This is a genomic window from Pseudomonas sp. 25 R 14 (genome assembly GCF_900004755.1).
GTDB lineage: Bacteria > Pseudomonadota > Gammaproteobacteria > Pseudomonadales > Pseudomonadaceae > Aquipseudomonas > Aquipseudomonas brenneri.
Genome location: NZ_CVTS01000068.1, coordinates 57,657 through 82,328 on the forward strand (window position 1 = coordinate 57,657; position 24,672 = coordinate 82,328).

The following is a 24,672-nucleotide window of genomic DNA, read 5'->3' on the forward strand; positions in this document are numbered from 1 at the left end:
AGAGCTTGATGAAACGACTGCACGTGATTGACTCCCATACCGGCGGCGAACCCACGCGCCTGATCATGAATGGCTTCCCACAGCTTGCCGGCCAGACCATCGCCGACCAGCTCGACTGCCTGCGCAGCGAACATGATCAATGGCGCCGCGCGTGCCTGCTGGAGCCCCGTGGCAACGATGTCCTGGTCGGCGCGCTGTACTGCGAGCCCGTCTCGGCGGGAGCCACCTGCGGGGTGATTTTCTTCAACAATGCCGGCTACCTCGGCATGTGTGGCCACGGCACCATCGGCCTGGTCGCCTCGCTGCACTACCTGGGGCACATCGCACCGGGAGTGCACAGCATCGACACGCCGGTGGGCCCGGTCAGCGCCACCCTGCATGAGGATGGCGCCGTGACCCTGCGCAACGTGCCCGCCTATCGCTATCGCCAGCAAGTGCCGGTGGATGTGCCAGGGCATGGCCGTATCTACGGCGATATCGCCTGGGGTGGCAACTGGTTTTTCCTGGTGTCGGAGCACGGCCAGGCACTGCACATGGGCAATGTCGACGCCCTCACCGACTTCACCTGGGCGATGCTCAAGGCCCTCGAAGCCCAAGGTATCCAGGGCGAAGACGGCGCGTTGATCGACCATATCGAACTGTTTGCCGATGACGAACTGGCCGACAGCCGCAACTTCGTCATGTGCCCCGGCAAAGCCTACGACCGCTCACCCTGCGGCACCGGCACCAGCGCCAAGCTGGCGTGCCTGGCCGCCGATGGAAAACTTCAGGCCGGTGAACCCTGGGTACAAGCCAGCATCACCGCCAGCCAGTTCGAAGGCCGTTTTGAGTGGGAAGGCCAGCGTATCCGCCCGTTCATCACTGGCCGCGCCTACATGACCGCCGACAGCACGTTGCTGATCGACGCACAGGATCCCTTTGCCTGGGGCATTTGCGCACCCGGCAGCGTTTAACCAAACCCTTCCACGGAGATAAAACAATGAGCGATAACATCTTCACCGGCTGCATCCCGGCCCTGATGACCCCATGCACTGCCGAGCGTCAGCCGGACTTCGACGCCTTGGTCGCCAAGGGCCGCGAGCTGATCGATATCGGCATGAGCGCCGTGGTGTATTGCGGTTCCATGGGCGACTGGCCGCTGCTCACCGAAGCCCAGCGCCAGGAAGGCGTGGCGCGCCTGGTGGCCGCCGGCATCCCGACCATCGTCGGCACCGGCGCGGTCAACAGCCGTGAGGCAATATCCCATGCCGCCCACGCGGCCAAGGTCGGCGCCCATGGCTTGATGGTCATCCCCCGCGTGCTGTCCCGTGGCGCCTCGGCGACGGCACAAAAGGCGCACTTCGCGGCGATCCTTAGCGCCGCTCCGAACCTGCCGTCAGTGATCTACAACAGCCCTTACTACGGCTTTGCGACCCGCGCCGACCTGTTCTTCGAACTGCGCCGCGAGTACCCGAACCTGATCGGTTTCAAGGAGTTCGGCGGCGCTGCCGACCTGCGCTATGCGGCCGAACACATCACCTCCAAGGACGATGACGTGACCTTGATGGTGGGCGTCGATACCCAGGTGGTGCACGGTTTCGTCAACTGCAACGCCACCGGTGCCATCACCGGTATCGGCAACGCCCTGCCACGGGAAGTCCTGCAACTGGTGGCCCTGAGCAAGAAAGCCGCCAAGGGCGACGCCAAGGCCCGGCGCCAGGCCCGCGAACTGGAAGCGGCGCTGGCAGTGCTGTCGTCCTTCGATGAAGGCTGCGACCTGGTGCTCTATTACAAGCACCTGATGGTGCTCAATGGCGACCTGCAATACCGCCTGCACTTCAACCAAAGCGATGTGCTCAGCGATGCCCAGCGCCGCTATGCCGAGAACCAGTACGCGCTGTTCCGCCAGTGGTACGCCAACTGGTCGGCGGAACAGAACGTCGACTGACTGCCGCGCACGCCGCTGTGAAACCATCGTGTTGCGCAGCGGCTGGACTCTTTTAGCAAGGATTTACCATGACTTTGACAGGCAATATGCTGATCGGTCAGCATGCTACACCCGGCACCCGCGAGGCCGTCCGTGCGATCAACCCGGCCACCAATGCTGCGCTGGAGCCGGCCTACCACGGAGGCACCACCGAGCACGTGGCCCAGGCCTGCGCGCTGGCATGGTCAGCCTTCGACAGCTACCGCGAAACGTCCCTGGCGGCGCGTGCTGAATTGCTCGACACCATCGCCAGCGAAATCGAAGCCCTCGGCGATGAACTGATCGAACGTGCCGTGGCCGAAACCGGCTTGGCGCATGCGCGGATCCAGGGCGAGCGTGGCCGCACCTGCCAGCAACTGCGCACCTTCGCCCGTACCGTGCGCGCCGGCGAATGGCTGGATGTGCGGGTCGACCCCGCACAGCCAGACCGTCAACCCTTGCCCCGCGCTGACTTGCGCCAGCGCCAGGTGCCGCTGGGGCCGGTGGCGGTGTTTGGCGCCAGCAACTTCCCGCTGGCATTTTCGGTGGCCGGGGGCGACACCGCCTCTGCACTGGCTGCCGGTTGCCCGGTGATCGTCAAGGCCCATGGCGCCCATCCGGGCACCAGTGAGTTGGTGGGCCGCGCCGTGGCCCGTGCGGTCAAGCACTGTGACTTGCCCGAAGGCGTGTTCTCCCTGCTGTACGGTTCCGGCCGCGAAGTGGGGATTGCGCTGGTCACCGACCCGCGCATCAAGGCCGTGGGTTTCACCGGTTCGCAAAGTGGCGGAATCGCCTTGTGCCAGGCGGCCCAGGCGCGGCCTGAGCCAATCCCGGTGTATGCGGAAATGAGTGCAGTCAATCCGGTGTACCTGTTTGCCGGCGCCCTCAAGACGCGTGGTGAGGCACTGGCGCAAGGCTTTGTCACGTCGCTGACCCTGGGTGCCGGGCAGTTCTGCACCAACCCAGGGCTGGTGATTGCGGTTCAGGGAGCAGCGCTGGAGCGTTTTATCAGCCTCGCCAGCGAGCATCTAAAAGAGCGCCCGGCACAGACCATGCTCACCCCCGGCATCTTCAATGCCTATGAAACGGGCGTCGGCACCTTGGCCGAACATGCCCAACGCCTGGCCAGCGGCCTGGCAGCACAAGGTCCGAACCAGTGCCAGGCGCAGCTGTTTACCACCCGCGCACAAGACTTCCTCGCCAACCCGCGCTTGCAGGCCGAAATCTTCGGCGCAGCATCACTGGTGGTGCAATGTGCCAATGACGACGAAGTCCGCCAGGTCACCGAACATCTCGAAGGCCAGTTGACCGCCACCCTGCACCTGGATGACAGCGATATCGAGCACGCACGGGCGTTGTTACCGACCCTGGAGCGCAAGGCCGGGCGCCTGTTGGTGAACAGCTGGCCGACCGGGGTCGAGGTGTGCGATGCGATGGTGCATGGCGGGCCGTTCCCGGCCACCTCGGACTCGCGCTCGACCTCGGTGGGCACTGCCGCGATCCTGCGTTTCCTGCGCCCGGTGTGCTACCAGGACTTCCCGGACAGCCTGCTGCCCGACGCCCTCAAGCACAGTAATCCGTTGGCGTTGCGCCGCTTGCTCGACGGCCTGAGAGAAGCCTGAATATGCCTGACAATCGTCAACCCGAGATCGATATCGCCGTGGTCGGCGCCGGCATTATCGGCGTTGCCTGCGCCCTGCAACTGGCACGCCAGGGCCGGCGCGTAGTGGTTATCGACCAGCAGGCACCCGGCATGGGCGCCTCGTTCGGCAACGCCGGGCACCTGGCGACCGAGCAAGTGTTCCCCATCGCCGACCTGTCGATCCTGATGCGTTTGCCCGCCATGTTGATGGACCCCATGGGGCCGCTGCGCCTGGACTGGAAATACCTGCCCCACGCCCTGCCCTGGTTTGCCCGCCTGTTGTTGAACCTGCGGCCGACGGCCTACCAGCGCACGGTGGCCGGCATCCGTGCCCTTAACGAAAGCAGCCTGGGCGCCTGGCACCGCCTGCTGGCAAGCATTGACCGGCCTGGGTTGATGCGCGAAGACGGCTCGCTGCTGGTGTTTGAGCGTTCCGAATCACGGCCAGCGATTGAAGGATTGAAAGCGCGCATGACCCGCCAACAGGTGCCGGTTGAGTTCTGGTCGGCCGACGCCGTACAGCGGGCCGCGCCGCAATTGAGTGAGCGGATTCAAGGGGGGTTGTTCTTTCCTCGTACCGGGCACTTCCTGGATCCGTATCGCGTGGTGGGCGAGTTGGTCGAAGCCGCCAAGGCCTGTGGCGTGCGCTTTCTCCAACAACAGGTCCGGGGCGGCCAGTTACAGGCCCAGGGTGTTGCCTTGATTACCGACCAAGGCCAAATGCACGCACGCCAGGTACTGATCGCCTGCGGCGCGCACTCGGCCAGACTCACCCAGGCACTGACGGGTAAAAAGGTGCCGCTGGACACCGAGCGCGGCTATCACCTGATGCTGCCCCATGAGCAGGAGCGCCTGCCGTTTGCCGTCACCTCGCTGGAGCGCAAGTTCATCATGACGCCGATGACCGACGGGCTGCGGCTCGCCGGCACCGTTGAGTTTGCCGGCCTGGAGCGGCCAGCGAATATGGAGCGCGCCTGGCAATTGCATCGCCTGAGCCACGGCCTGCTGCGGCATGACCTGAGTGCTGAAGACGCGACGCCGTGGATGGGCTTTCGGCCTTCATTGCCGGACTCGCTGCCGATCATCGACCGGGTATGCGACGGCAAAGTGTTGCTCGCGTTCGGCCATCAACACCTGGGCCTGACGCAAGCAGCGGTGACGGCCGAGCTTATCGCGCAGTTGGCTTCGCCGATCTACGTGCCACAGCCGCAGGGGTTGCCGGCACTTGAGGCGTATCGATTGGATCGGTTTTGAGGGTCGAGGCGTTCTTGCGCACGCCATCGCGGGCAAGCCCGCTCCCACAGGGGATTGGTGGCAGGTCCGGGATTTTGGCCGCGACATGAATCAAATGTGGGGGCTGGCTTGCCTGCGATGGCGTTGGTTCAGCCGCCAAAGCTTGTGACTGAAACACCGCCATCGCGGGCAAGCCCGCTCCTACAGGGGGTTGGTGGCAGGTCCGGAATTTTGGCCGCGACATGAATCAAGTGTGGGAGCTGGCTTGCCTGCGATGGCGTTGGATCAGCCGCCAAAGCTTGTGACTGAAACACCGCCATCGCGGGCAAGCCCGCTCCTACAGGAGTCAACCGCACGCCCTTTGATCCGTGTTTCAATGCGGCATTTCGCCTGCCCATTTAAGGACTACGGATGTCTCTGATCTCGCAACGTGTAGCACTGGCGCGCGGCGGCGCCAATGACAAGGTGATTTGCAAAATGGCCTCCGGTTGGGCCGTGATGGGCGATGTGCAGTTTCTGCCGGGCTACTGCCTGCTGCTGCCCGACCCCGTGGTGCCGAGCCTCAACGACCTGGATACCCAGGCCAGGACCACCTACCTGCTGGATATGGCCCGCCTCGGCGATGCCGTGCTGCAGGCAACCGGTGCACTGCGCATGAACTACGAAATCCTCGGCAATTCAGAGCCGGAACTGCACTGCCACATCTTCCCCCGCTACGCCTCGGAAGCAGAGCACTACCGCAAGATGCCGGTCTGGTTCTACGACTGGAAAACTGCCACGCCGTACGCCGAGGACATCCACGGTGCCTTGCGACTGGAGATTGCGCGGTTGCTGGCCCCTCACTGATAAATAATCGTGAACGTCGCCGAGGCATTGGCCGGCCCCGGCGTGACCGTGTTCGCGGTTTGCAGGTAACGCGCACGCAGGGGGATCGAATAGCTGCCCTCGCTGGTGCGCAAGGTGAGGCCGCTGGCTCGGTTGGTTGCCAACGGCACAGCCGTACCGTTGCTGGTGGCCACCTGCACACCGACGCCGGTAGCGGCTGGTACATTCCCCGTCGCGCCAGGGTCGAGGGCAAGCACACCATTGGTTGCGTTGATCGCCACGCGGGCCGGGTCGATACGGTACTGCAAGGAGTTGTTGACTCGGGTACCGCTACTGGTGCTGCTGCCAGACGGTGAGTTGCCACTTTGCGAGACCCAGTTCGGCCCGCTAGTCGTATAGATCCCGCTGAACGCCGGGCAGTTGTTCAAGGCAATGGCAAAGTCTGTCCAACCCGTGGCGCTGTTGACCCCGGTGAATTTGGCAGTCAGGTGCGAGCCCATGGGCACCGACACATCCGGCGTACTGCAGGTGCGCGAGACAATCTGGATGCTGCCGGAGATGCCCATCCTGAAACCCTGCATCCTGGCGTCGCCGAAGTTACCGAACAGGCTCACGATCGGTAACGTACTGCCCACCAGTACACCCGGCGTCACATCGCCCAGCTTGATCAGGATCAGCTCAAAGTTCGAGGGCCCGTCAAAGGGGACCAGGCACCTCCAGCCATTCGTACACGTGGTCCATGCTTTACCCGATTGCCTTGGCAGCGGGCCACCCGCGCTATTGAAGGCGACCCCCAGCCCCGGAATACTGGTTCTGTAGACTTTGTTGGCATACGTCCCGCTGGACACACTGGCCAGGGCATAGCTGGATTCGACAGTCAGCTCGGTCCACTGCTGGTACGGGGCATAGAGGCACTCAAGCTTGGGCGCCTGGCCTGCCGCCATGCTGAATTTCTGGCGATACACTTCAGTACCCACCGGCACATCGCGCCCGACAGTGATCGCCGAAACCTGCAATGGCATGGAGCCTACGGCCGGGCGAATACCGTCCATGTAGGTACAGGTGACCGCCATGGCCGTCCCGGCCACCGCCCACAATGCGCCGACGGCCAGGCCCGCCTTGATCAAAGCCCCGATGTTCATAACTGTACCTTTTGAAGAGTGTTGGGCTGCACGCTGCCAGCCACGTGTTTACCGGCCGCACACACGGCGTCCAACTGCTGCAACTGCTGCCCTTCGCCGGGGCCGGCCGGGATCACCAGCGCGCATTGCTGATGGGTCTTGCTGCCCCAGTTGATCAGCAACTGGCGGGTTTCAGGCTTGATCCGGGCGTACAACTGACCGCCCTGCCCAACCATGCCCACCGACGTGCCTTCGGCATCGGTCACACCCGCACCGAAAGGCAAGCTGCTGCCGTCGTCGAGGCGCACATTGAGCAACACCGCGCGGCCCTGGTTGGTGGTGTATTTGAGATGCACCACGGCGCCGGCACGCGGGGCCACCTGCTGGCTGGTTTCGTTGAGTTCGACATCCAGCGAGCTGCCGATCGGGTCGATTGCCACTTCGTTCAATTCATAAGGGCGCAGGTACGGCACCACCGCGTTGCCGCTGCCGTCGAGCTTGAGCCCTGGATAACCGGACACCTTGGCGCCTTCGGCACCCGGCGCACTGACCACCGCCATGGTTTCACCGCGATACGGTGTCAGGGTCACACCCTCGGCATGGGCCACCACCGTACCGCTGGCGCCCACCGAGGCGCTGGTATAGCCATCGCCACGGCCCAGGGCAGCGCTGAGCATGGCCCGGGCGCCGGTGTACTGGCCATTGAGGGCCACGCTCTTGCTGTTGTTGGCACCGTCATGACCGAAGGTTGCGCCGTAGCCATACTGGCGGTCATCGCCAGCGGTGCCGCTGATGCCGGCCTGCTCGCTGTAATTGCCTTCGGTATCACGCCCCACCTGCGCGGTTATTTGCGGGGTGTGGCCAGACGCACCAAACTCCAGGGGCATGCTCATGGTCAGCAAGAAGCTGTTTTGCATATCGCCCAGGCCCATACGGCTGCGGTTGGCGTTCACACTGAAGCTGATGCGATTGAACTGCTTGCTGTAGCTGAACTGGTACTGCAAGTCACTGCCCGGCAGGTTCCAATAGTTCTGCGCAAAGCCACTGATTGCCACTTGTCCCCAGTCGCCCAGGCTCTGATCGGCGGTGACTGAAAAGCGGCTGCGTGGGCGCCCGAACATGCTGGTGTCCCAGCCACTTTTCTCGGCATCGAGCAGTTGCACAGCATTGCTGAAATCCAGGTATTCGCTGGTGGAAAAACGATAGGCCGCAAGTGAGAAGTTACTGCCAGTACTCAGCACGTTTTTGCTGTAGGACACCCGCATGCTCTGCCCTTTCGCAGCACCGCCAGCCAGGTCGGTCTGGGCATGGGTCACGTCCACGGCCATGGCGCCGATAGGCGTGCCGAAGGCCAGGCCGGTCAGCGCGGCCGTGTAGTCATCACTCGACTGCATACCGGCAAACCCGGTGAAGGTATTGTTCAGGCCATATTGCACAGTGCCCTGCAACAGGCGCACCTGCTTGTCGACATAGTTGTTGCGGGTTTCACCGGCGGTCAGACTGAAACGTGAGGTGCCCGGGCGCAGCAATTGGCTGACCGAGGCATACGGCACGATGAAGTTCTGTTCAGTACCGTCAGCTTCCGCCACGCTCACGTTGAGGTCGCCGCCGTAGCCGGTGGAGTACAGGTCATCGATCACAAAGGCGCCGGGGGCCACGGTGGTTTCCAGCAGGATGTTACCGGCCTGGCGAATGGTCACCCGCGCGTTGGTGCGGGCAATGCCACGGATCACCGGGGCATAGCCGCGCATGGAGTCGGGCAACATGCGGTCATCGCTCGCCAACTGCACACCACGGTACGACAAGGTGTCGAAGATCTCGCCGGTGGTGTTGGACTCACCCACCGTCAACTGGCTTTTCAGCGCAGTGATATCGCGTTGGGCGTAAGTGTCCAGGGCCTGGTAATCAGTGCCCAGGCGCGACTGCCAATTGACCGAGGCATTGTGGCGCAGGCGCCAGTCACCCAGGTTAAGGCCGGCCTGCAACCCCAGGAACGCCGAGTCGGAATTGCCGCTGCGGGTGTGGTTCCGGTTGCCGCTGAAGTTGTAGCTGAGCATACCGGCGGTGACGCCACGGTCCCACAACTCGGGGCTGACATAGCCGCGCGCATTACGCTTGAGCGCCATTTGTGGAATGCTCAGGTCGAGGGCCTGGTTATCCGGTGAAAAGTTTGCGGTGGCGCCCTGGATCAACATGCCCACAGCAGCGCAGCCCTGGTTGTCGAGAGCCAGGCTGGCTTCGGGCGACAGGCTGGACATCTCCACGCCCTGGCGCTCAAGCAAGCCACGAGTCATGCACACCACCGGCTTGCTGCCGTCGGCCTGGGCCTCGATGCGGATGTCCTGGCGGCTGTTCAACTGGCCGTTGAGCACCACGTCTGCACGGTATTGCCCCGGCATCACCGGGTTGCCGGCCTGGTAGGCACCAAGGTCGAGATTGCGCGAGTCCTCAGGCAGGAACGCGTCATTGAATTGCACCTCTTGCGCCAGTGCGTCCTGCACGGCTATTACGCCCGGGGCAACGGCCAATACCTTGAGGATCAAGGCCGTGAGCGGATTCAAGGCGAAGCGAGGCCGCGCCCGCAGAAAAAGCCTGCTGCTGAAAGAGGTCGACATAAATGACTCGCGAGTAAAAACGTCAGGGATTGATCAGCGCTGGAGTGGCTTCCGAGTCGGGACCAGTGCGCCGTAATCATTGATGGCGTTGAACTCCACCTGGGCATCGCCAGCCGGTCGCGCCTTGAGCGCGGGCAGTTCGAACTGCCGGGTTTCGCCCGGAGCGATCATGCCGTCTTCACTGCGCTCACGCTGGGCGCCGGCCACCAGTTCCAGTTCAACCAGCGAGACGTAGAACGCCGTCGGATTGAACGCCTGCAAGGCCAGGCCTTGCCCGTCACGCGCCGGCACCAGTTGCCACTGCACCTGCTCAATCGCCTCAGTGGCAGTACCCGGCAAATCGCTCGGGCGGTAGAACAATTTGATCCGCGAACGAAACGCCATTTGCAGGGTATTGAGGTCTGTGCCGGCTTCGGGCTTGGGCGGAATTTCCAGTACGTTGAGCCAGAACACCGACTCTTTGTCCTGGGCCAAGGGAGCCCCCGTGAACATCAGCCGCAGGCTTTGGCCCTTGGTCGGATCAATGCGCGCCACGGGTGGCGAAAGCAGGAACGGCGCCTTGGAGCTGGTCGGGGTCGACTTGACGTCGCCGGTATCGATCCACGACTGGGTCAGCGCTGGCTGCGTGCCGTTGTTATTGAGTTTTACGGTGATTTCTTTCTGGTCCGCCGGGTAGATCAGGCGGGTTCCGGTAATCACTACCCCAGCCAAGGCCTGGGAACACATCAGTGTCGCCATCCCTGTCAGGAGCAGTTGCTTGAATAGAAATTTGCAAGACATAAAGCAATCCCGTTGCCGCATGGAAGCACGCCCTTTCAATAAACAGCAGGGCGTGTGTCCATGGTCTGCGACTTACTGATAGTTGATGGAGTAAGTCACGGAGCTGACAACGGTGCCCGGAGTAGTAGCAGCCTGGGCGAAGTACTGAACTGCGTATGGCAGGATGGCGGAGGTGTTTGCAACGTCGACACGGCTGGTCGAAGTGACCTGCGCGGTGTTTCCGGCCTTGATCGCCTGACCATTGGTTGCGTCAACCAGTTGCAGTTGAACTTTGGTGGCAGAACCGCTCACGTTCTTCAGGTTGCCGCTGGCCGGGTCAACGCTACCGCCCGACTCGAAGAAGGCAGCAGCGGTCTTGATCGCAGCAGAGCAATCGCTCAGCTCGATGTTGAAACCGGTCTGGCCGGCCACTTGGCCTGCGGTAGTCAGGGAAGCGGTGGAGATGGTTGGCAGCGTGACGGTAGTCCCATTCGCACCGGATGCACCGTTCACTGCAACTTTGCAGGTTTCGGCTTTAAGTTCGCCGTTGAAATCGATTTTGCCGTCCGAAGCCAGAGCAGCAGAAGACACCGTGGCAGCGACCAGTACAGCGAGGGCGCGGGCTTTGTAATTCATGAGTAACTCCGAGAGAGCGATGTTCTACAGTAAGTTTTAAAGCTTCCGCTTGCCGGAGAGCTTCTGTGTTGTTGCGGGATGAAGTTTAGGGAGGACGCATCAAACTCAATATAGGAGTGCTCTGAAAAACAATTTAACGCCTAAACTTTTCAGCACTTACATGCCCCGCAAAACTTACTGTTTCGCCTTAACTCCTTTTTAAAAATCATCGACACTGCGTCAATAGGATCACTCCTAAAAAGCAGTCACTCCAATAGTTCTTAAACCCAGCTTATTGGGCAAATACCGAAATAGAATGTTGGCGCTGCGGCCCGGCAAGTAAAACGCGGTGAGCCCATCGCAATCACAGCCGCTCAGCCGCTCACCTGCGCCCCGCAGACAAGCCCACCCCGGTGCTCCAGCAAGCTACGAGCATGGTCCGCAATCGCTTCTGCCGGCCAGCTCACTTCGTCCTGCAACAACGCTTGGATATGCTGCACCGTGGCCGCAAAGTCTGCCCAGCCAATCACCAACGCTGCCATGTGCAGCTTCTGTATCGCGTCCAACGCCGAACTGCGATCACGCAGGGCAAGCCGCTCAATCAGGCGGTTGAGTTCCTTGTGCAGTTCCTCCGGCGCCGCGGCAGGTTCCGGACGCGGCTCAATCGGGGGAGCCTGGGGAACTTCGCACCATAGTTCAATCATCTGTTGCAACTTGGCCTGTTCGATCGGTTTAGTCAGCACGCCATCTATACCCGCGTCGAAACAACGCTGAAGGTATTCGTTACCGGCAGATGGCGAGAGGGCAATGATTGGACAATAGGAGCGCTCCTGCTCACGCTCCAACTCACGCAATGCGCCGGCCATGCGTTGCGCGTCACCCTCTGGCGAGTCACAGTCGATCAGCACCATGTCGACCCTGCGGGCACTGAACAGCGCCCTCCCCTGGGCTGCATCCGCCGCCAGCAGCGCCCCGTGACCAAGGCTGCCGAGCTGTGCCTGCAACCCTTGCCGGCGGGGCAGCGAATCGTCGAGCACCAGCACCTGCAAACCGTGACTGATCTCAACTATCGGAGCCGGCTCGGTTGCCGGCAGTTCATGGCAAGCGGCGCGCTCAACAGGCAGCCTCACTTCGACCTGGGTACCGACGCCTTGCAGGCTACTGAGGAGCAGCTCACCATGCATCAGCCGCACCAGCCGCCGACAGATCACCAGGCCCAACCCGGTACCGCCCGTGCGCCGGTAGGATTGCTTGGCCTGGGCGTAAGGCCGGAACAACGAGGACTGCGCCTGCTCGGACAAGCCGATACCCGTGTCGATGACCCGAATCACCAGCTGTCGAACCTCAACCGCAGGCTTTTCCAGCAGTTGCAGTTGCACCTCGACCCGGCCGATATCGGTGAACTTGACGGCATTGGACACCAGGTTGCGCAGCACCTGCGCCAGGCGCAGGTCATCCAGCAGCAAGGGATCGTCGGGGCGCTCGCCCGTCACCATCAGCTCAAGACCTTTGTCCTCGGCAGGCGCTCGATACTCGTCCACTATCCGCAGGACCAGTGCCCAGAGATCCACCGGCTCAAGATTGAGAGTCAGTTGCCCGGCCTCCATCTTGGAGATATCCAACACATCATCCACCAGCCGTAGCAAGGTGTTGGCCCCGCTATTGGCCAACCCGGTGAAGTGACGCTGCTGCTCGTCAAGCGGCGTGTGCTCCAACAACTCGACAGCAGCCAGCACCGCGTTCATCGGCGAGCGTACTTCATGGCTGATGACGGCCAGAAACATCGCTTTCTCCCGCTCACTGTGCATTGCCTGGCGCCGCTGCAGACGACTTTGCACGACCAGCGCGAGCAACAGCGCCACCACGGACAGCAATAGCCACAACTCGCCTTGGTAATGTTCGGCAATGGCCTTGATGGTAGGAATATCCAGGTTCATATCGACGAACCAGGCGTCATAGATCGCCTTGCGCTCGTCGCTGGTGATAGACGCCAGCGCCTTCTGCAAAATGGACAGCAGGATCAGGTCACTGTCACGTATCGCCATGCTCACGCCGGTATGTTGCTCGGGGACCACACCGGATATCTGCAACACCCCACGGTATTGGCGAGACAGGTAAGGAATCAGCAGCCATTCGGAAGCAATCGCCGCATCCGCACGGCCGTCCTTGACCATCGCCATCATGTCCACCGCATTCTGCGCCGAGATGATGGTGATACCGGGCGCCTTCTGCTGCAAGAACGCGAAATACCCTTCGCGCCCCAACATCACCAGGCGCTTGCCGGCGAGCTGCTCCAAGGCCACAAAAGGCTGATCGCCAAAACGGCTGATAAGAATGGTCGAGCTGGTGTTGTAAGGCGTGGTGTAGAGCAACCCGCGATCCTGCACGGGATCGTCATCCTGGCGCCGGGTGGGTAGGATGTCGACTTCGCCACTGATCAGCATGTCTTTGCGGGCGCTGCGCGTGGTGGTGCTCACCGGTTCGAAACGCAGGCCCGTGCGCGAAGATATCAGCCCCAGGTATTTGGCCGACAACCCTCTGAGCTGGCCATCGCTGATGTATTCAAAGGGCAGCAGGTTGTCGAACACCCCGACACGCAGCACCGGGTTGGCCGCAATCCAGTCAAGCTCCTGCTGCGTCAATTGCATCGGCACTGGGCTGGCCTGCGCTGCCATACCCAGGTTACCCAGCAGGAGCCCTATCAGCAGCAAGCGTGCCAGTACGGCGCTCATCGCGGCGCCATCCGCGTGCTCCGGGCAGGCGCCAGTACGTCGAAGGCCGTGTCTGCGCCCAGGGCATGCCAATGCTCAACCAATGCCTGCAAGGCCTGCGCATAGACGGGGTTATCCCAGCCCTGCTCCGCACGCAACAGGCTCTCCAGGCGCTCGGCACTCTGGCCCAGGGCCGACCACTCCATAATCAGCGCCGCGCCGTGCACGCGATGGGCAACATGCACGGCGCTGGGACGATCACAAAGCGCTATCGCCTTGATCAGGCTCCCTAGGTCACTGGCCATTTCCCGATTGATCGCCTCCTGATCAAGCCTGGGTGCCATCAGGCTCGCACGGGGTGCCGCCAACTTGACGTCGCACCAGCGCTCGATCACTTCGCGCAGTTGTCCCAGGCGTATCGGCTTGCTCAATACCGCGTCCATGCCAGCATCCATGCAGCGTTTAAGGTGTTGCTCGCCGGTCAAGGCAGAAATGGCAATGATCGGGCAACGGGCCCGCCCCAACTGACGCTCGAACACCCGCAGTTCACGGACCAGGCTGTAACCGTCCTGGTCCGGCAGGTCGCAGTCCATCAGGATCAGTTCGTAGGCCTGCTCACCGAACAAGAGCCGGGCCTGGGCAGCATCCGCAGCGATCACAGCCTGGCAGCCAAAACCGCCGATCTGGGCGCGCAGCACCTCCTGGTTGGCCAGGGTGTCTTCCACCACGAGGATCTGCAGGCCGTCGGTGACAGCCTGAGGCGCTGGCGCCTGAACCGGTGGTTGTGCAGCGGGCTCAGGTGCAACGGTCACCGGCACGCAGAGAATGATGGTAGTGCCCACACCCGGTTCACTGCTGAGGCTCAACGAACCCTGCATCAAGCTCGCCAGTTGCTGGCAGATCACCAGGCCCAGGCCCGTACCACCGGAGCGCTTGTACGATTGACTGGCCTGGGCATAGGGACGAAACAAAGAGGCCTGTACCGCTTCGCTCATGCCGATCCCGGTGTCGTGGACCTTGACTTGCAACTGCGGGTCACCGGCCTGCGAGGCCACCAGGCACAGCTTGATGTCGACACCTCCGGCATCGGTGAACTTGATGGCATTGGAAAGCAGGTTATGAAAAATCTGCGTCAGGCGGGAGCTGTCGAGCAACAGCAAGGGCAGCTGTGCCTGGATGTTCATATTCAAACTCAGGTGCTTTTCCCGGGCGCGCAGGCGGTGCAAGCCGACCACGCCCTGCACCAGCGCCGTGACATCGGTCGGCTCGATGTTCAGGCGCAGGGCCCTGGCGCCCGAGCCAGGTGTATGCAGCACATCATCAAGCAAGCGCACCAAGGCGTTGGCACCACTATTGGCCAGGTGCGCAAAGTGGCGCTGCTGCTCATTGAGCCGGGTGTGCCCCAGTAACTCCATGGCCGCCAGCACGGCATTCATCGGTGAACGTATTTCATGGCCCATGACCGCCAGGAACATGGTTTTTTCCTGCTCGTTACGCACAGCTTTAAGCCGCTGGCGATGACCGCGATAGGCCAGCACACACAAACTGGCCAGCACCAACGCCCCCAGGATCAGCACATGCAAGTAGTGATTGGCAATCGTGAACAGGGTCGGAACATCCAGGTCCAGGTCTTGATACCAGTGATCGTAGATCTGATTGCGTTGTTCGGCGGTGATTGAGTCCAGGACCTTCCCGAGGATCGAAAGCAATATGGCCTGGTCATCACGAACGGCCATGCTGACATCCAGTATCTGGCTCCCGACCACCCCTGAGGTTTCCAGGACGCCCTGGAACTGCCGATACAGATAAGGCATCAGGAAGGTTTCGGAGGCGACCGCTGCATCAGCACTGCCATCCTCGACGCGGGTCAGCATATCCAGGGCCGAGGTGCTTCTGATTAGGTTGGCACCGGTACCCGTAGCCTTGAATATCTGCTCGTAATGATCTGTGTCGGGGATCATCACGGTTTTGCCTTGCAGTTGATCCAGATCGAAAAGACCGGGGCTGTCGACCCGCGTCACGATGATCGGCGAGGTGGTGTGATAGGTCAGCGCGGTAAGGCCCTCGGTAGATGGCTCAGACCTGAAATGCAGGTAAGAGGACAACAGGTCGACCTGACCTTCAAAGAGCATTTTCTCGCGTATTTCCAGGGTCTTTCCCGGCGTGTACGTGAATGTAAGTCCCGTGGTATCCGTCACCAACTTCAGATACTGAACTGATCGCCCTTGCAGTGTCCCATCACTCATGTATTCGAAGGGAATCAAGCCTTCGACCACCCCCACCCGCAACACCGGATGCTGCTCTATCCAGCGCTGCTCCTGTTCGCTCAACTCAATGGGCCCCGCACAAAGGGCAGGCACTCCTCCCATCAACCACAGCAGCACGCCCCCACACAGCCACTGCCTCATGGCGAACCGATGATCTTGTTGAGCTTGAACAGTTCGTTGTTCGACGTGACCCCCAGCTTGCGAAACGCCGAAGTTTTCTGGGTGCTGATGGTCTTGATGCTGCGATTGAATTTTTCGGCGATTTCCGTGATGGTCATGCCTGCCAGGTAACAGCGGATGACTTCCTGCTCACGACTGGTCAACTCTGCCAGGATCAGTGCGTCCGGGACCTCGTCCGAACCCTTGCGGGTATCGCTGGTGACGGTTTCGGCCAGGCGATAGGTCATGTCGGTACTCAGGTACACCGCCCCGGAAGCCACTTTGCGGATGGCCTTGATCAACTGGGTCATGTCTTCGCCCTTGCCGACAAACCCCCGGGCACCGACGCGCATGGCCAGGCCCACAGTCGCCGGGTCGTGATGACTGGACAGGATGAGGATCTGGCAGGCGGGAAACTTGACCCGCAAGGCGCGGATCAGCGACACGCCGTCCAACTCATCGGGGCTCAGGGAGAAATCCAGCAGCAACAGGTCGGCAGGCGCCGTGGCGAGACCGGCGATCAGGTCTCGGCTGCGCTCATAAATGCCTACCACTTCAAAGTTCGTCTCGGCGGCCAGGGTATTGGCCAGGCCATGACGAACAACAGCATGGTCATCGAGTAAAGCAATACGTATAGGTTTCATCGCAATCGAGCCCACTCAGCCCAGCGCACGCGGCGCTGCTGGAAAACAGGGATACCCCTCCGATACAACGTCTGACTCTTGCTTAAGTATATGTAACAAACGAAAAATGACACGGCGCATAAAGCCAACTGGTTCACACACCTTCAATAATGTGTTTGATCTTGAACAACTCGTTGTTCGACATCACACCCAACTTGCGAAATGCCGAGGCTTTTTGCGAGCTGATGGTCTTGATGCTGCGATTGAATTTCTCGGCAATTTCGGTGATGGTCATGCCCGTCAGGTAACAGCGGATCACTTCCTGCTCACGGGCAGACAAGCTGACAAAACGCAGTGCGTCCTCGCGGCTCCTGGCGTCTCCGTCACACGGGCTGGCTGTGGCTTCGGCCACCCGATAAGCCATGTCCGGACTCAGGTACACCGCCCCCGAGGCCACCAGCCGTACTGCATCGATCAACTGGGTCATATCTTCGCCCTTCCCGAGAAAGCCCCGGGCGCCGACACGCAGGGCCAGGATCACGGTGGCGGCATCATGGTGCGTGGAGAACACCAGAATGCGGCATTGTGGAAACTTCACCCGCAGTGCGCGAATCAGTAAAACTCCGTCCAACTCATTCGGCCCAAGCACGTAGTCCAGCAACAGGACCTGCGCCGGATCTTTCGCCAGCCCTGCCAGCAGGTCACGCGTGCGGGAATAGACGCCGACCACTTCAAAGTCAGGCTCCTGCACCAGCCGATTGACCAAACCATGTCGCACGATTGCATGATCATCCAGCAAAGCAATTTGTAAGCGTTTCATAGATCACAGGACACTCTGTATAACGAGCAAAAAGATGAATAACACCCATTCATCATTGGTAAGTTGCCGTCATGGCTGACGGACCTACAACATCAATTACATCCGTGCAACTGAGCAATCGCACACTAAAAGAGTAACGGGCGAACTTTCGTTTACGCAAAGAAGTGCCCACAGACAAACTTTAAAGTTGCCCGATGAACAGTCGTTTTTTCAAGCCAATTACAGCAAGCAATAAGTACCCGACGCAAAGAGGCACTAATCCCTGGAGCCCGCGATAAAAAATTCGATGATGGGAATTTAAGGCAATAACGCAGAAATGGACATCGGAGCACTCCTAAAAACACCATCAGTCTTAGGACTGAAGGCGAGCGGAGGCGCGTTACTGGGGTTTTCCCTGCTCGATCACGAAATCCAGGAACGCATCGATTTCCATTGGCCGAGCCAGGGCATACCCCTGGCCGACGCGACATCCCAAGCGGTGCAGCAACGGGATGGTGGACTCATCCTCGATGCCCTCGGCCACCAGGTTCAAATTGAGCAAGCCCGCCCAATTGACGATGCCTGCGATCACCTTGCGTGACGAGGCATGCTGCTCGACAGCCCGCACGAACGAGCCGTCGATTTTCATCTCATCGAACGACAGATTTGCCAACAGATTCAAGGTGGCCGCCCCGGTACCAAAGTCATCCAGGGACACCTGGAAACCCTTGGTGCGAATGGCCGTCAGCGAAGCCGACAGCAAGAGTTCGTCCGGCTCAGGCACATCCTCGGTGAGTTCGATTTTCAGCAGCCGGGTTGGCAGGTCGGCCTGCCGCATACGCGCCGCCATACTGTCAGCGAAGTGCGGGGTGCAAATGGTTTTCGCCGACGCATTGACCGCAATGGGAATCCAGATGCGTTCACGCTTGAGGGCCAGCATGACCCGGATGGTCCACATTTCAACCAGACTGAACAGCAACAGGTCCAAGCCCAGCCGGTTGACCAGGGGCATCAGCACTGACGGCGGTATTTCACCAAACTGCGGATGCTTCCAGCGCACCAACGCCTCGGCGCCCACCACACGCCGACTCAACAGTTCGAACTGTGGCTGGAACACGAAGCGTAGCCCCTCTCCTGTGGTCAGGGCATTGATCACTTCATCCTCGGCCAGGGCGTCGAAGGTGGCCACGTTCAACTGGGGGTCGGCTTCTGCGCGGGTCAGCATCACGGCTCGCAAGGCATCACCCAGCTCCAGAGGCGTACCGTCACGCAGGATCTCCACCAGAATACCCGCGGTGCGGGCCAGCCGGGCATGGGACTCCAGCGCACTCACCGCCACCCCGCCAATGTGCCTGATCCAGAATTGATTGGTGCTAGCCTGTCGAGGCGGTACACAGGCCCCGTCGACCGCTTGCGCCCGAGCATTCAGGGTGGTTTCACCCGTCCAGAAAATACTCGGCAACTGCATCAGAGTGCCGGCGTCATACCGCCCCTTGAGCAGGCTGGGCAGCATCAACCCGGCGTCACTGCCAAGCCGGATTTCGCAGACAATGACATCGACCTGGCTTTCATCCAGCCAGGCCTGCACTGCGCTCAAGGATTCAACATTGGCCAGAGGCGTAATACCCATAGCACTCAAGGCGCCGGAGAGCCGACTTGCGCAGGTAGCGTCGGTTGCCAACGTGATGACGCGCAAGGCGTTGAACTCGTTGGGCACGGCGGCATTTAAGATCATGACAAAATTTTCCCGAGACTGTATCCAGGAAAAAAGCTTATCAGTGCCAAAAAAGAAGCAAATAGGATTGGGACTAAAAGCTCGGCGAATCAGATCAAGCACCAGGGCCTTTGGTTCTTGGGCAACGGCGCCCCAGCGACAGCACGAACAGCGTGATGGCAAAGACCGTTAACTGTGTGGTGAGAAAGGGAGGGATGACTCTGGACATGAGCAACGTAGCGACCGAGAACCCTTCTCGATGAAATACTGCCAGAGCGGCACCGATGGGCATCAACACTGCCCCATCGGCACCCCACTTTCCTGCGTGTTCTAGAACACGTATTGCAAGCGCATCACGATGCCATCGCCCGTGTCATCGCCCACGGTGTTGCTGACGTTATCCGTGCGGGCCTTGACGTAGTTGGCACTGACCTTGACGGCTTCGTTAGCGTACCAGTTGACCCCCAGGGTGTGTGCCTTGCCTTCGCTGTCGCCGACCTGGCGTACATTGGTGCTGACCACCACATTGTCGTCCTCGACAGTGAACGCGTCGTAGCGGTAGAACACCTCCCAGGCGCCGATCTGTTTGTTCTGCGGCTTGATCGAGTCGAACTTGGCGCCATCGAGTTTATAGATGCGTGGCTCGCCGGTCAGGGTGTAGGCCATCTGTGCGTAATAACCGCTGGCCTTGATGTCACTGCGTGCGGCATCGGCCTTGAGGGTCCGGCGCAGGTATTCGCCCTGTACCGAGAACGCGTCCAGCGCCCAGGCGCCTTCCAGGCCCCACACCGAATCGTCCTGCCACAAGCCCTGCTGGGCAGCGCTGCCGCCAAATACCGAGCGGGTACCGTTGGTGCCCGCGCTGTTGCCGCCATTGGTCTCGACGCCGCGCATGCCCATGCGTGAACGGATACGGGTGTCGATGGCTGCATCCTTGAGGTCACGGTAGGCGTATTGCAGCCCCACGTGCAGCACATTGCCGGACTCATGCAGCGGCGCAAACACACCACGCAGGTTGTAGCGCTTGACGCTGTCACCGTCGGTGTCGTTGTTGTTTTCGCTGAATACGCTGCCGGACAAGTAGGCCATGCTCCCTACGACGCCGGTGGCCTGTACGCCCATGCCGGAGTTGTCGTTGATCCACTCCGCCACGTCGTAGGAAAGGTTGCGCTCCAGGGCCGTGACCCACTTGGAACTGGTGGCTTTCTCCAGGCCGAAATCCGTGTAGAAACGACCGACTTTCAGGTTCAGTGGATTGAACCCGGTGTAGGTCACACTGCCTTCGTCGAAGTAGCCTGTGCTGTCATTGCCCACGTTACGGGACAGGTCGTAGTTGATCTGATACTTCCAGTCCTTGTAGGCCGTACCACCAAACTCCAGGTAGGCCCGACGAAAATAGGCGGCGTCTGCCGAGTTGCCGTTACGGGTGTAGTAGTCATTGAACCTGGCGTAATCAGCCTGGATACGCCCGCCCAACTTGAAGCTGAACTCTTTGTCGGCAGTGGCAACTTCGAGGCCGCCCTTGGTTTTCAGCACGATATCAGCACCATCGGTGGTCACCGTGCCAGCCTGAACCGACATGGCCAATATGCCGCCCATGACGGCCAGGCTCAACTGAGTGAATCCAACGTATTTCGAATCGCTAATCGACATCAACTTCCCCTCGTTATCGTTAAGTACAACTTGGCGACGGGGAGCTTCCAAAGAGCAGATGACGGTTTTGGTTTATTTAAAAGACACTTTTGTGACGGTGACGACTTTCGCTCTTGAATCACGACGCAAGCCTTATAAACAAAGGGCCCAGCAACTTTTCAAGGGATCTCGCCAAATATTTCAGAATGATTAAAGTTGCTGCTGACTCAGATGACACTCCTCCACCTCAAGGGGGCTAGCTGACCACTCTTTCAAACCAATCACTGCGCTCGTCAAAGGCTTTGTGAATCAGCGCCACCAACGCTTGCACATGAGGTTGCTCGGCCGTCAAGGGCGCAGTGGACAGCCACGCCAAACGCTCCATGCGCTCGCTGAACAATGGCGTCAGGCCCAGCAGCGTCTTGTCCAGATGGGTGATGTAGTTTGGCAACAAGCCGACACAGGCACTGTGCCTGATCCACTCCCGCACCCACGCCTGGGAATGCACCTGGGCTACCGCCCTCTGGCGTTGTTTGACCAGGCGGTTCCAGGGCTCAAAAGCCGCAACCGGAGCATTCGTACGACCTTGTACCAACATAAAGTCAGACAGGTCTGCGATTTGCGCCGGCAAACGGTTACCGCGACAGTAGCGCTTGGCAATATGCGGGCTGTAATCAATGCGTGCCAGCCGTTGCGGCGTGGTCATGGCAAACCCAGGGGAAGGACGCGGGCGACCAGGATCCGCCAGCCACACCATGATATCGGCCTGACGCGTCGGCTCGCCCGTCAACGGGATGACTTCCAACTGCATTGCCGGGTGCTTGCGCATGAAATCCAACACCTCACGCGCCAGCAGATCGTGCATGAGGGAATCTTCCACGGCCAGGCGCAACAACGGTTGAGGCAAGACGCTCGCCTGTGGCTGGACATCGCCAAAACGCGCCACCAGTGCCGCTTGCAGACGCTGCCCCTTGAGGGTCAGGCGCAGGGCGCTGTCCTGATACACAAACAGCGGGCTACCCAGATGGCTTTCCAGGTGGATCATTTGCTTGCGCAACACTGCGGCGCGGATATTCAGACTTCTGGCGGCCTGGCGAAAACTGGCACAACGTACGCATGTCAGAAAACGTTGCGCCAGCTCACGGTCAATCAACGGTGGCGGTGCAGTCATAAGGCAACCTTTCAGCGGCCATTATTACGGCACTGCCCCATGACTTTATATTCGATGGTATTGAGCTTGCCGCCCGAGTCCTCGTAGGTCATGCGCGATGGCACGATGTCACAGGAACGGATCGGTGGCGTTATGTTGACCACCTTGGCGATGTCCAGCTTCATCCCGTAGCGATAGCCCTGGACCTGGGGCTCGTCCTTACCTTTTTTTGCCGCATAAGCGGCCATGGCTTTCTGGTTATCGCTCATCATCTGGTCAAACACACGGTCACCACCTCCCGTGGCGAGCGCGGCCGTGGACAATGACAACATCAATGCAGCAATACTTAGTTTTAACAGGTTCATAGGGTTCATCTCTCAAGTCACTACAGCAAACTTTCCAGACTTGAGATTAACGAACCGACCCTTTCACCAAGGTAGCTTGAAGATTACCTTTCTGTTATCAACCACTAAGCATTGCCTGAAACGACGACGATGATCACCGCCCAATCAACGTCGGGCGGATTACAAACAAACTGACCCACCACTTTGGGTCAGCGTAACGCTGGCGACGGGTGGGACCTATCAGGTGAGTATCGAGCAACTGAAAGCCGGTTCTGACCCAAAGGAGCAATCGAGTAGCAGCCGCATCCGATAATTCAGACAGGGAGCAAAACAGTGATCGGTATTAGAGAAGCAACCATAGAAGACATCCCCCTACTTCGGAACCTCGGCATGGCGACCTATCGAGAGCATTTCTCTGACATCTGGAGCGCTGCGGGCATGCAGGACTTCCTGAACAAAGACTTCTCAATCCGCGAACTCCAGCAATCAATCGAGTCGCCTGCCTGTCATTGCTGGCTTATGGCATTTGATGCAGACAACCAAGGCGTAGGCTTTGCCAAGATCAACTGGTCCAAACCCATGCCCTTGCCTGGACAGGTTGGTGCTGAGCTTCAGAAAGTCTACTTCCTCAAAACACAGGCCGGCCGAGGCTACGGGAAGCAGCTCTTGCAGTTCATTTTTCAGTCAGCAAAAGACCGTCAGCAAGGCTCTATCTGGCTGGAGGTGCTGAAGTCCAATGCCAGTGCGCAGCGTTTCTATGAAAGCTGCGGGTTCGAGGTGCGAGGAGAAATACCGTTCAGTACCGACAAGGCCGATATCGGGATGGTGGTGATGAACTGTGGCCTTTCCCGGTAGCCAGGGGGCTACGCCGCTCATACCGCTCACATCTTAATCACCAAAGGAATGGCAATGATCTTCGACTGGCACTCCGGCCCCATCACCCGCACCACCCCATTGGATAAGCACTACCGAAATACGCAAAAGGTGCGTCAGTTTCTGGTCAGCGAGTGCGGGGAGTCGTTCAAGTTCGACCGACCGTTCATGGCCTGGATCAAGAGTGGCGAGCCCTTGACGATGGGAGACGTGGCGGATATGTGGAGTCGCAGAGACGCAGGGGAAATGTTTATCGCGCCTCAGCAGCAGACAAACGACTGATCAGGGTGCTGGCGCGCAACGCAGGCCAGGAACCTTTTTCACAATCGGGACTCAGTGCTGCATGTTTTCATACCAATGACTCAGCGAATTCCCGATGATTATCCGAAGATCCCTGCTCTGTATCGCCTTGGTAGCCATCGGCTTTCTTGCCGGGTACGCCGCCAAACCAAACGATGGACTTCAAGTGACCGCTGGCCAACTGATCAAATGTGGCCAGGTGACCATTCCTACCCTGGAGATGTGAACCCGAAGTCACAGCACGGTCGCCAGCGACCGCAACGGCTTTCACCAGCAAAACCTGACATCCAAGTAAATAACGCATTGATAGCTTCCCGGCGAATAGTCGACGGATTTAATAACTGGCTGGAGCCAAAATGGTCATTGACGACGCGCTCGCCAAATATTCCACGTACCCCTGCGCAAAATCCAAATACGCCCGCACGATAGCCGACGGATGACGGTGTGATGGGTAGATCAGGTTAATCTGCTGCTCCGGCAGTGGATGCTCAGGTAGCAGCACCAGCAGCTTCCCTTCGCGGATGGCGGGCCCGGCTAGAAAAGGCGGGAGCTCCGTCACCAGATCACCGGCCAACGCCCGGCTGCGCAAATGCGCATAGTCATTCGTGGTCAACATGGCCTGCGGCTTGAATAGCACGCTTCCCAACTGCCAGGTTCCCTGACTCCAGGTGCCACAGGGATAACCGTGCAAAGCCTCGACACTGGCAGGCATACCCAGCCTTTCAATCAGCGTCGGACTGGCCACCAACCAGTGGCGATAGTTCAGCAGGCGGCGGGCAACCATGGTCTCGTGGGCAATCATGCCGACCCGCAACGCCACATCGACACCATCCTCGATCAAGTCGATACGCCGCTCGGTGGTATGGACGCTGACCTGGACCTGTGGATAGCGGCGCTGGAACGCCGACAAGACATCCCACCAGGGCTCAAACGAAGGTGGCAATGACAACCGAAGGCGGCCTTTGAGCAGCGCCTGATCACTGATCACCGCCTGTTCGCCCTCGGCCAACGCTTCAATGCCGCGACTGGCATGTTCGTACAACCGCATCCCCGAATCGGTGAGCCTGGTGCCTCGTACAGAGCGTTCGAGCAGTTGCACTTTCAGTTGCTGTTCAAGCTCGCGAATACGCCGGCTCAAGGTCGGCAATGGAATATCCAGGCGCTCGGCGGCAGCTGACAGGCTGCCGGTCTGCGCTACGCTGACGAACATGCGGACGGCATTGAAGTCCATGGCTTAACCTCTCAGTAATAAGAGGCACGATATATTTTTTGTGGGCCATCTTCCAGTTTCGATTGATGGACAGTGCAGTCTTCATGAGGATCTGTTTTAGAGTACGCTGGCTGC

The 24,672-nt window shown here is 60.0% G+C and carries 21 protein-coding genes; 7 read left to right on the forward strand and 14 right to left on the reverse strand.

Annotation, left to right across the window (positions count from 1 at the left end; translation table 11 throughout):
* Nucleotides 1-8: 8 nt before the first annotated feature.
* The 5 genes from BFQ03_RS26620 to BFQ03_RS26640 all read left to right on the forward strand — a co-directional run bounded on the left by BFQ03_RS26620 (nt 9) and on the right by BFQ03_RS26640 (nt 5,666).
* Nucleotides 9-953, forward strand: coding sequence for a 4-hydroxyproline epimerase (locus tag BFQ03_RS26620; protein WP_065944366.1), 945 nt, complete (start codon nt 9-11; stop codon nt 951-953).
* 26 nt (nt 954-979) lie between these two features.
* On the forward strand, nt 980-1,927 hold the full coding sequence (locus BFQ03_RS26625) for a dihydrodipicolinate synthase family protein (RefSeq protein WP_032857296.1): 948 nt from the start codon (nt 980-982) through the stop codon (nt 1,925-1,927).
* A 68-nt stretch (nt 1,928-1,995) separates the two neighbouring features.
* Nucleotides 1,996-3,567, forward strand: a complete 1,572-nt coding sequence (locus BFQ03_RS26630; protein WP_065944367.1) for an aldehyde dehydrogenase (NADP(+)) — start codon at nt 1,996-1,998, stop codon at nt 3,565-3,567.
* 2 nt (nt 3,568-3,569) lie between these two features.
* Nucleotides 3,570-4,841: an NAD(P)/FAD-dependent oxidoreductase gene (locus tag BFQ03_RS26635; RefSeq protein WP_065944368.1), complete on the forward strand. Its 1,272-nt coding sequence runs from the start codon at nt 3,570-3,572 to the stop codon at nt 4,839-4,841.
* Between the two features lie 390 nt (nt 4,842-5,231).
* Nucleotides 5,232-5,666 carry an HIT family protein gene (locus BFQ03_RS26640; RefSeq protein WP_065944369.1) on the forward strand — a complete coding sequence of 145 codons (435 nt, stop codon included), beginning with the start codon at nt 5,232-5,234 and terminating at the stop codon, nt 5,664-5,666.
* Here the strand turns inward: BFQ03_RS26640 and BFQ03_RS26645 are convergent.
* The 12 genes from BFQ03_RS26645 to BFQ03_RS26700 all read right to left on the reverse strand — a co-directional run bounded on the left by BFQ03_RS26645 (nt 5,660) and on the right by BFQ03_RS26700 (nt 22,175).
* Nucleotides 5,660-6,787 (reverse strand): fimbrial protein, encoded by a 1,128-nt coding sequence (locus BFQ03_RS26645; protein WP_065944370.1) that lies wholly within the window; start codon nt 6,785-6,787, stop codon nt 5,660-5,662. The two genes, BFQ03_RS26640 and BFQ03_RS26645, sit on opposite strands and share 7 nt — an antisense overlap.
* Entirely contained in the window at nt 6,784-9,381 is a 2,598-nt protein-coding gene (locus BFQ03_RS26650) for a fimbria/pilus outer membrane usher protein (RefSeq protein WP_032857305.1), read from the reverse strand. The genes BFQ03_RS26645 and BFQ03_RS26650 overlap by 4 nt, the downstream gene beginning before the upstream one ends.
* Nucleotides 9,382-9,414: 33 nt before the next feature.
* On the reverse strand, nt 9,415-10,161 hold the full coding sequence (locus tag BFQ03_RS26655) for a fimbrial biogenesis chaperone (protein ID WP_083204919.1): 747 nt from the start codon (nt 10,159-10,161) through the stop codon (nt 9,415-9,417).
* A 72-nt stretch (nt 10,162-10,233) separates the two neighbouring features.
* On the reverse strand, nt 10,234-10,776 hold the full coding sequence (locus tag BFQ03_RS26660; protein WP_032857308.1) for a fimbrial protein: 543 nt from the start codon (nt 10,774-10,776) through the stop codon (nt 10,234-10,236).
* Nucleotides 10,777-11,129: 353 nt separating this feature from the next.
* Nucleotides 11,130-13,487 carry an ATP-binding protein gene (locus BFQ03_RS26665; protein ID WP_050593294.1) on the reverse strand — a complete coding sequence of 786 codons (2,358 nt, stop codon included), beginning with the start codon at nt 13,485-13,487 and terminating at the stop codon, nt 11,130-11,132.
* The gene (locus BFQ03_RS26670) at nt 13,484-15,835 is read right to left on the reverse strand and encodes an ATP-binding protein (RefSeq protein ID WP_239695292.1); all 2,352 of its coding nucleotides are present in this window, start codon (nt 15,833-15,835) and stop codon (nt 13,484-13,486) included. Before BFQ03_RS26670 ends, BFQ03_RS26665 begins: the two co-directional genes overlap by 4 nt.
* A 35-nt stretch (nt 15,836-15,870) precedes the next feature.
* Nucleotides 15,871-16,536 (reverse strand): response regulator transcription factor, encoded by a 666-nt coding sequence (locus BFQ03_RS26675; protein ID WP_032857309.1) that lies wholly within the window; start codon nt 16,534-16,536, stop codon nt 15,871-15,873.
* Between the two features lie 133 nt (nt 16,537-16,669).
* Nucleotides 16,670-17,335, reverse strand: coding sequence for a response regulator transcription factor (locus BFQ03_RS26680; RefSeq protein WP_032857311.1), 666 nt, complete (start codon nt 17,333-17,335; stop codon nt 16,670-16,672).
* Between the two features lie 379 nt (nt 17,336-17,714).
* Nucleotides 17,715-19,049, reverse strand: a complete 1,335-nt coding sequence (locus BFQ03_RS26685) for an EAL domain-containing protein (protein WP_065944372.1) — start codon at nt 19,047-19,049, stop codon at nt 17,715-17,717.
* Between the two features lie 309 nt (nt 19,050-19,358).
* Nucleotides 19,359-20,681 carry an OprO/OprP family phosphate-selective porin gene (locus BFQ03_RS26690; RefSeq protein WP_032857314.1) on the reverse strand — a complete coding sequence of 441 codons (1,323 nt, stop codon included), beginning with the start codon at nt 20,679-20,681 and terminating at the stop codon, nt 19,359-19,361.
* A gap of 235 nt (nt 20,682-20,916) precedes the next feature.
* Entirely contained in the window at nt 20,917-21,831 is a 915-nt protein-coding gene (locus BFQ03_RS26695; protein ID WP_032857316.1) for a LysR family transcriptional regulator, read from the reverse strand.
* A gap of 11 nt (nt 21,832-21,842) precedes the next feature.
* Nucleotides 21,843-22,175, reverse strand: coding sequence for a DUF2790 domain-containing protein (locus BFQ03_RS26700; protein WP_032857318.1), 333 nt, complete (start codon nt 22,173-22,175; stop codon nt 21,843-21,845).
* A 312-nt stretch (nt 22,176-22,487) separates the two neighbouring features.
* Between BFQ03_RS26700 and BFQ03_RS26705 the strand changes: the two genes are divergently transcribed.
* Both BFQ03_RS26705 and BFQ03_RS26710 read left to right on the forward strand, forming a co-directional pair.
* Entirely contained in the window at nt 22,488-23,009 is a 522-nt protein-coding gene (locus BFQ03_RS26705) for a GNAT family N-acetyltransferase (RefSeq protein ID WP_065944373.1), read from the forward strand.
* Nucleotides 23,010-23,063: 54 nt separating this feature from the next.
* Nucleotides 23,064-23,309, forward strand: coding sequence for a DUF6434 domain-containing protein (locus BFQ03_RS26710; RefSeq protein ID WP_050593295.1), 246 nt, complete (start codon nt 23,064-23,066; stop codon nt 23,307-23,309).
* Between the two features lie 67 nt (nt 23,310-23,376).
* Here BFQ03_RS26710 and BFQ03_RS30375 read toward each other — a convergent pair whose 3' ends face one another.
* Nucleotides 23,377-23,631, reverse strand: a complete 255-nt coding sequence (locus tag BFQ03_RS30375) for a hypothetical protein (RefSeq protein WP_175403922.1) — start codon at nt 23,629-23,631, stop codon at nt 23,377-23,379.
* Nucleotides 23,632-23,661: 30 nt separating this feature from the next.
* On the reverse strand, nt 23,662-24,558 hold the full coding sequence (locus tag BFQ03_RS26715; protein ID WP_032857323.1) for a LysR family transcriptional regulator: 897 nt from the start codon (nt 24,556-24,558) through the stop codon (nt 23,662-23,664).
* Nucleotides 24,559-24,672: the final 114 nt, after the last annotated feature.

What these genes read in the sequence shown, in the direction of transcription:
- BFQ03_RS26620 (WP_065944366.1), top strand. Translation starts at nt 9, where the DNA reads ATGAAACGACTGCACGTGATTGACTCCCATACCGGCGGCGAACCCACG.
- BFQ03_RS26625 (WP_032857296.1), top strand. Translation starts at nt 980, where the DNA reads ATGAGCGATAACATCTTCACCGGCTGCATCCCGGCCCTGATGACCCCA.
- BFQ03_RS26630 (WP_065944367.1), top strand. Translation starts at nt 1,996, where the DNA reads ATGACTTTGACAGGCAATATGCTGATCGGTCAGCATGCTACACCCGGC.
- BFQ03_RS26635 (WP_065944368.1), top strand. Translation starts at nt 3,570, where the DNA reads ATGCCTGACAATCGTCAACCCGAGATCGATATCGCCGTGGTCGGCGCC.
- BFQ03_RS26640 (WP_065944369.1), top strand. Translation starts at nt 5,232, where the DNA reads ATGTCTCTGATCTCGCAACGTGTAGCACTGGCGCGCGGCGGCGCCAAT.
- BFQ03_RS26645 (WP_065944370.1), bottom strand. Translation starts at nt 6,787, where the DNA reads ATGAACATCGGGGCTTTGATCAAGGCGGGCCTGGCCGTCGGCGCATTG.
- BFQ03_RS26650 (WP_032857305.1), bottom strand. Translation starts at nt 9,381, where the DNA reads ATGTCGACCTCTTTCAGCAGCAGGCTTTTTCTGCGGGCGCGGCCTCGC.
- BFQ03_RS26655 (WP_083204919.1), bottom strand. Translation starts at nt 10,161, where the DNA reads ATGTCTTGCAAATTTCTATTCAAGCAACTGCTCCTGACAGGGATGGCG.
- BFQ03_RS26660 (WP_032857308.1), bottom strand. Translation starts at nt 10,776, where the DNA reads ATGAATTACAAAGCCCGCGCCCTCGCTGTACTGGTCGCTGCCACGGTG.
- BFQ03_RS26665 (WP_050593294.1), bottom strand. Translation starts at nt 13,487, where the DNA reads ATGAGCGCCGTACTGGCACGCTTGCTGCTGATAGGGCTCCTGCTGGGT.
- BFQ03_RS26670 (WP_239695292.1), bottom strand. Translation starts at nt 15,835, where the DNA reads ATGGGAGGAGTGCCTGCCCTTTGTGCGGGGCCCATTGAGTTGAGCGAA.
- BFQ03_RS26675 (WP_032857309.1), bottom strand. Translation starts at nt 16,536, where the DNA reads ATGAAACCTATACGTATTGCTTTACTCGATGACCATGCTGTTGTTCGT.
- BFQ03_RS26680 (WP_032857311.1), bottom strand. Translation starts at nt 17,335, where the DNA reads ATGAAACGCTTACAAATTGCTTTGCTGGATGATCATGCAATCGTGCGA.
- BFQ03_RS26685 (WP_065944372.1), bottom strand. Translation starts at nt 19,049, where the DNA reads ATGATCTTAAATGCCGCCGTGCCCAACGAGTTCAACGCCTTGCGCGTC.
- BFQ03_RS26690 (WP_032857314.1), bottom strand. Translation starts at nt 20,681, where the DNA reads ATGTCGATTAGCGATTCGAAATACGTTGGATTCACTCAGTTGAGCCTG.
- BFQ03_RS26695 (WP_032857316.1), bottom strand. Translation starts at nt 21,831, where the DNA reads ATGACTGCACCGCCACCGTTGATTGACCGTGAGCTGGCGCAACGTTTT.
- BFQ03_RS26700 (WP_032857318.1), bottom strand. Translation starts at nt 22,175, where the DNA reads ATGAACCTGTTAAAACTAAGTATTGCTGCATTGATGTTGTCATTGTCC.
- BFQ03_RS26710 (WP_050593295.1), top strand. Translation starts at nt 23,064, where the DNA reads ATGATCTTCGACTGGCACTCCGGCCCCATCACCCGCACCACCCCATTG.
- BFQ03_RS30375 (WP_175403922.1), bottom strand. Translation starts at nt 23,631, where the DNA reads ATGCGTTATTTACTTGGATGTCAGGTTTTGCTGGTGAAAGCCGTTGCG.
- BFQ03_RS26715 (WP_032857323.1), bottom strand. Translation starts at nt 24,558, where the DNA reads ATGGACTTCAATGCCGTCCGCATGTTCGTCAGCGTAGCGCAGACCGGC.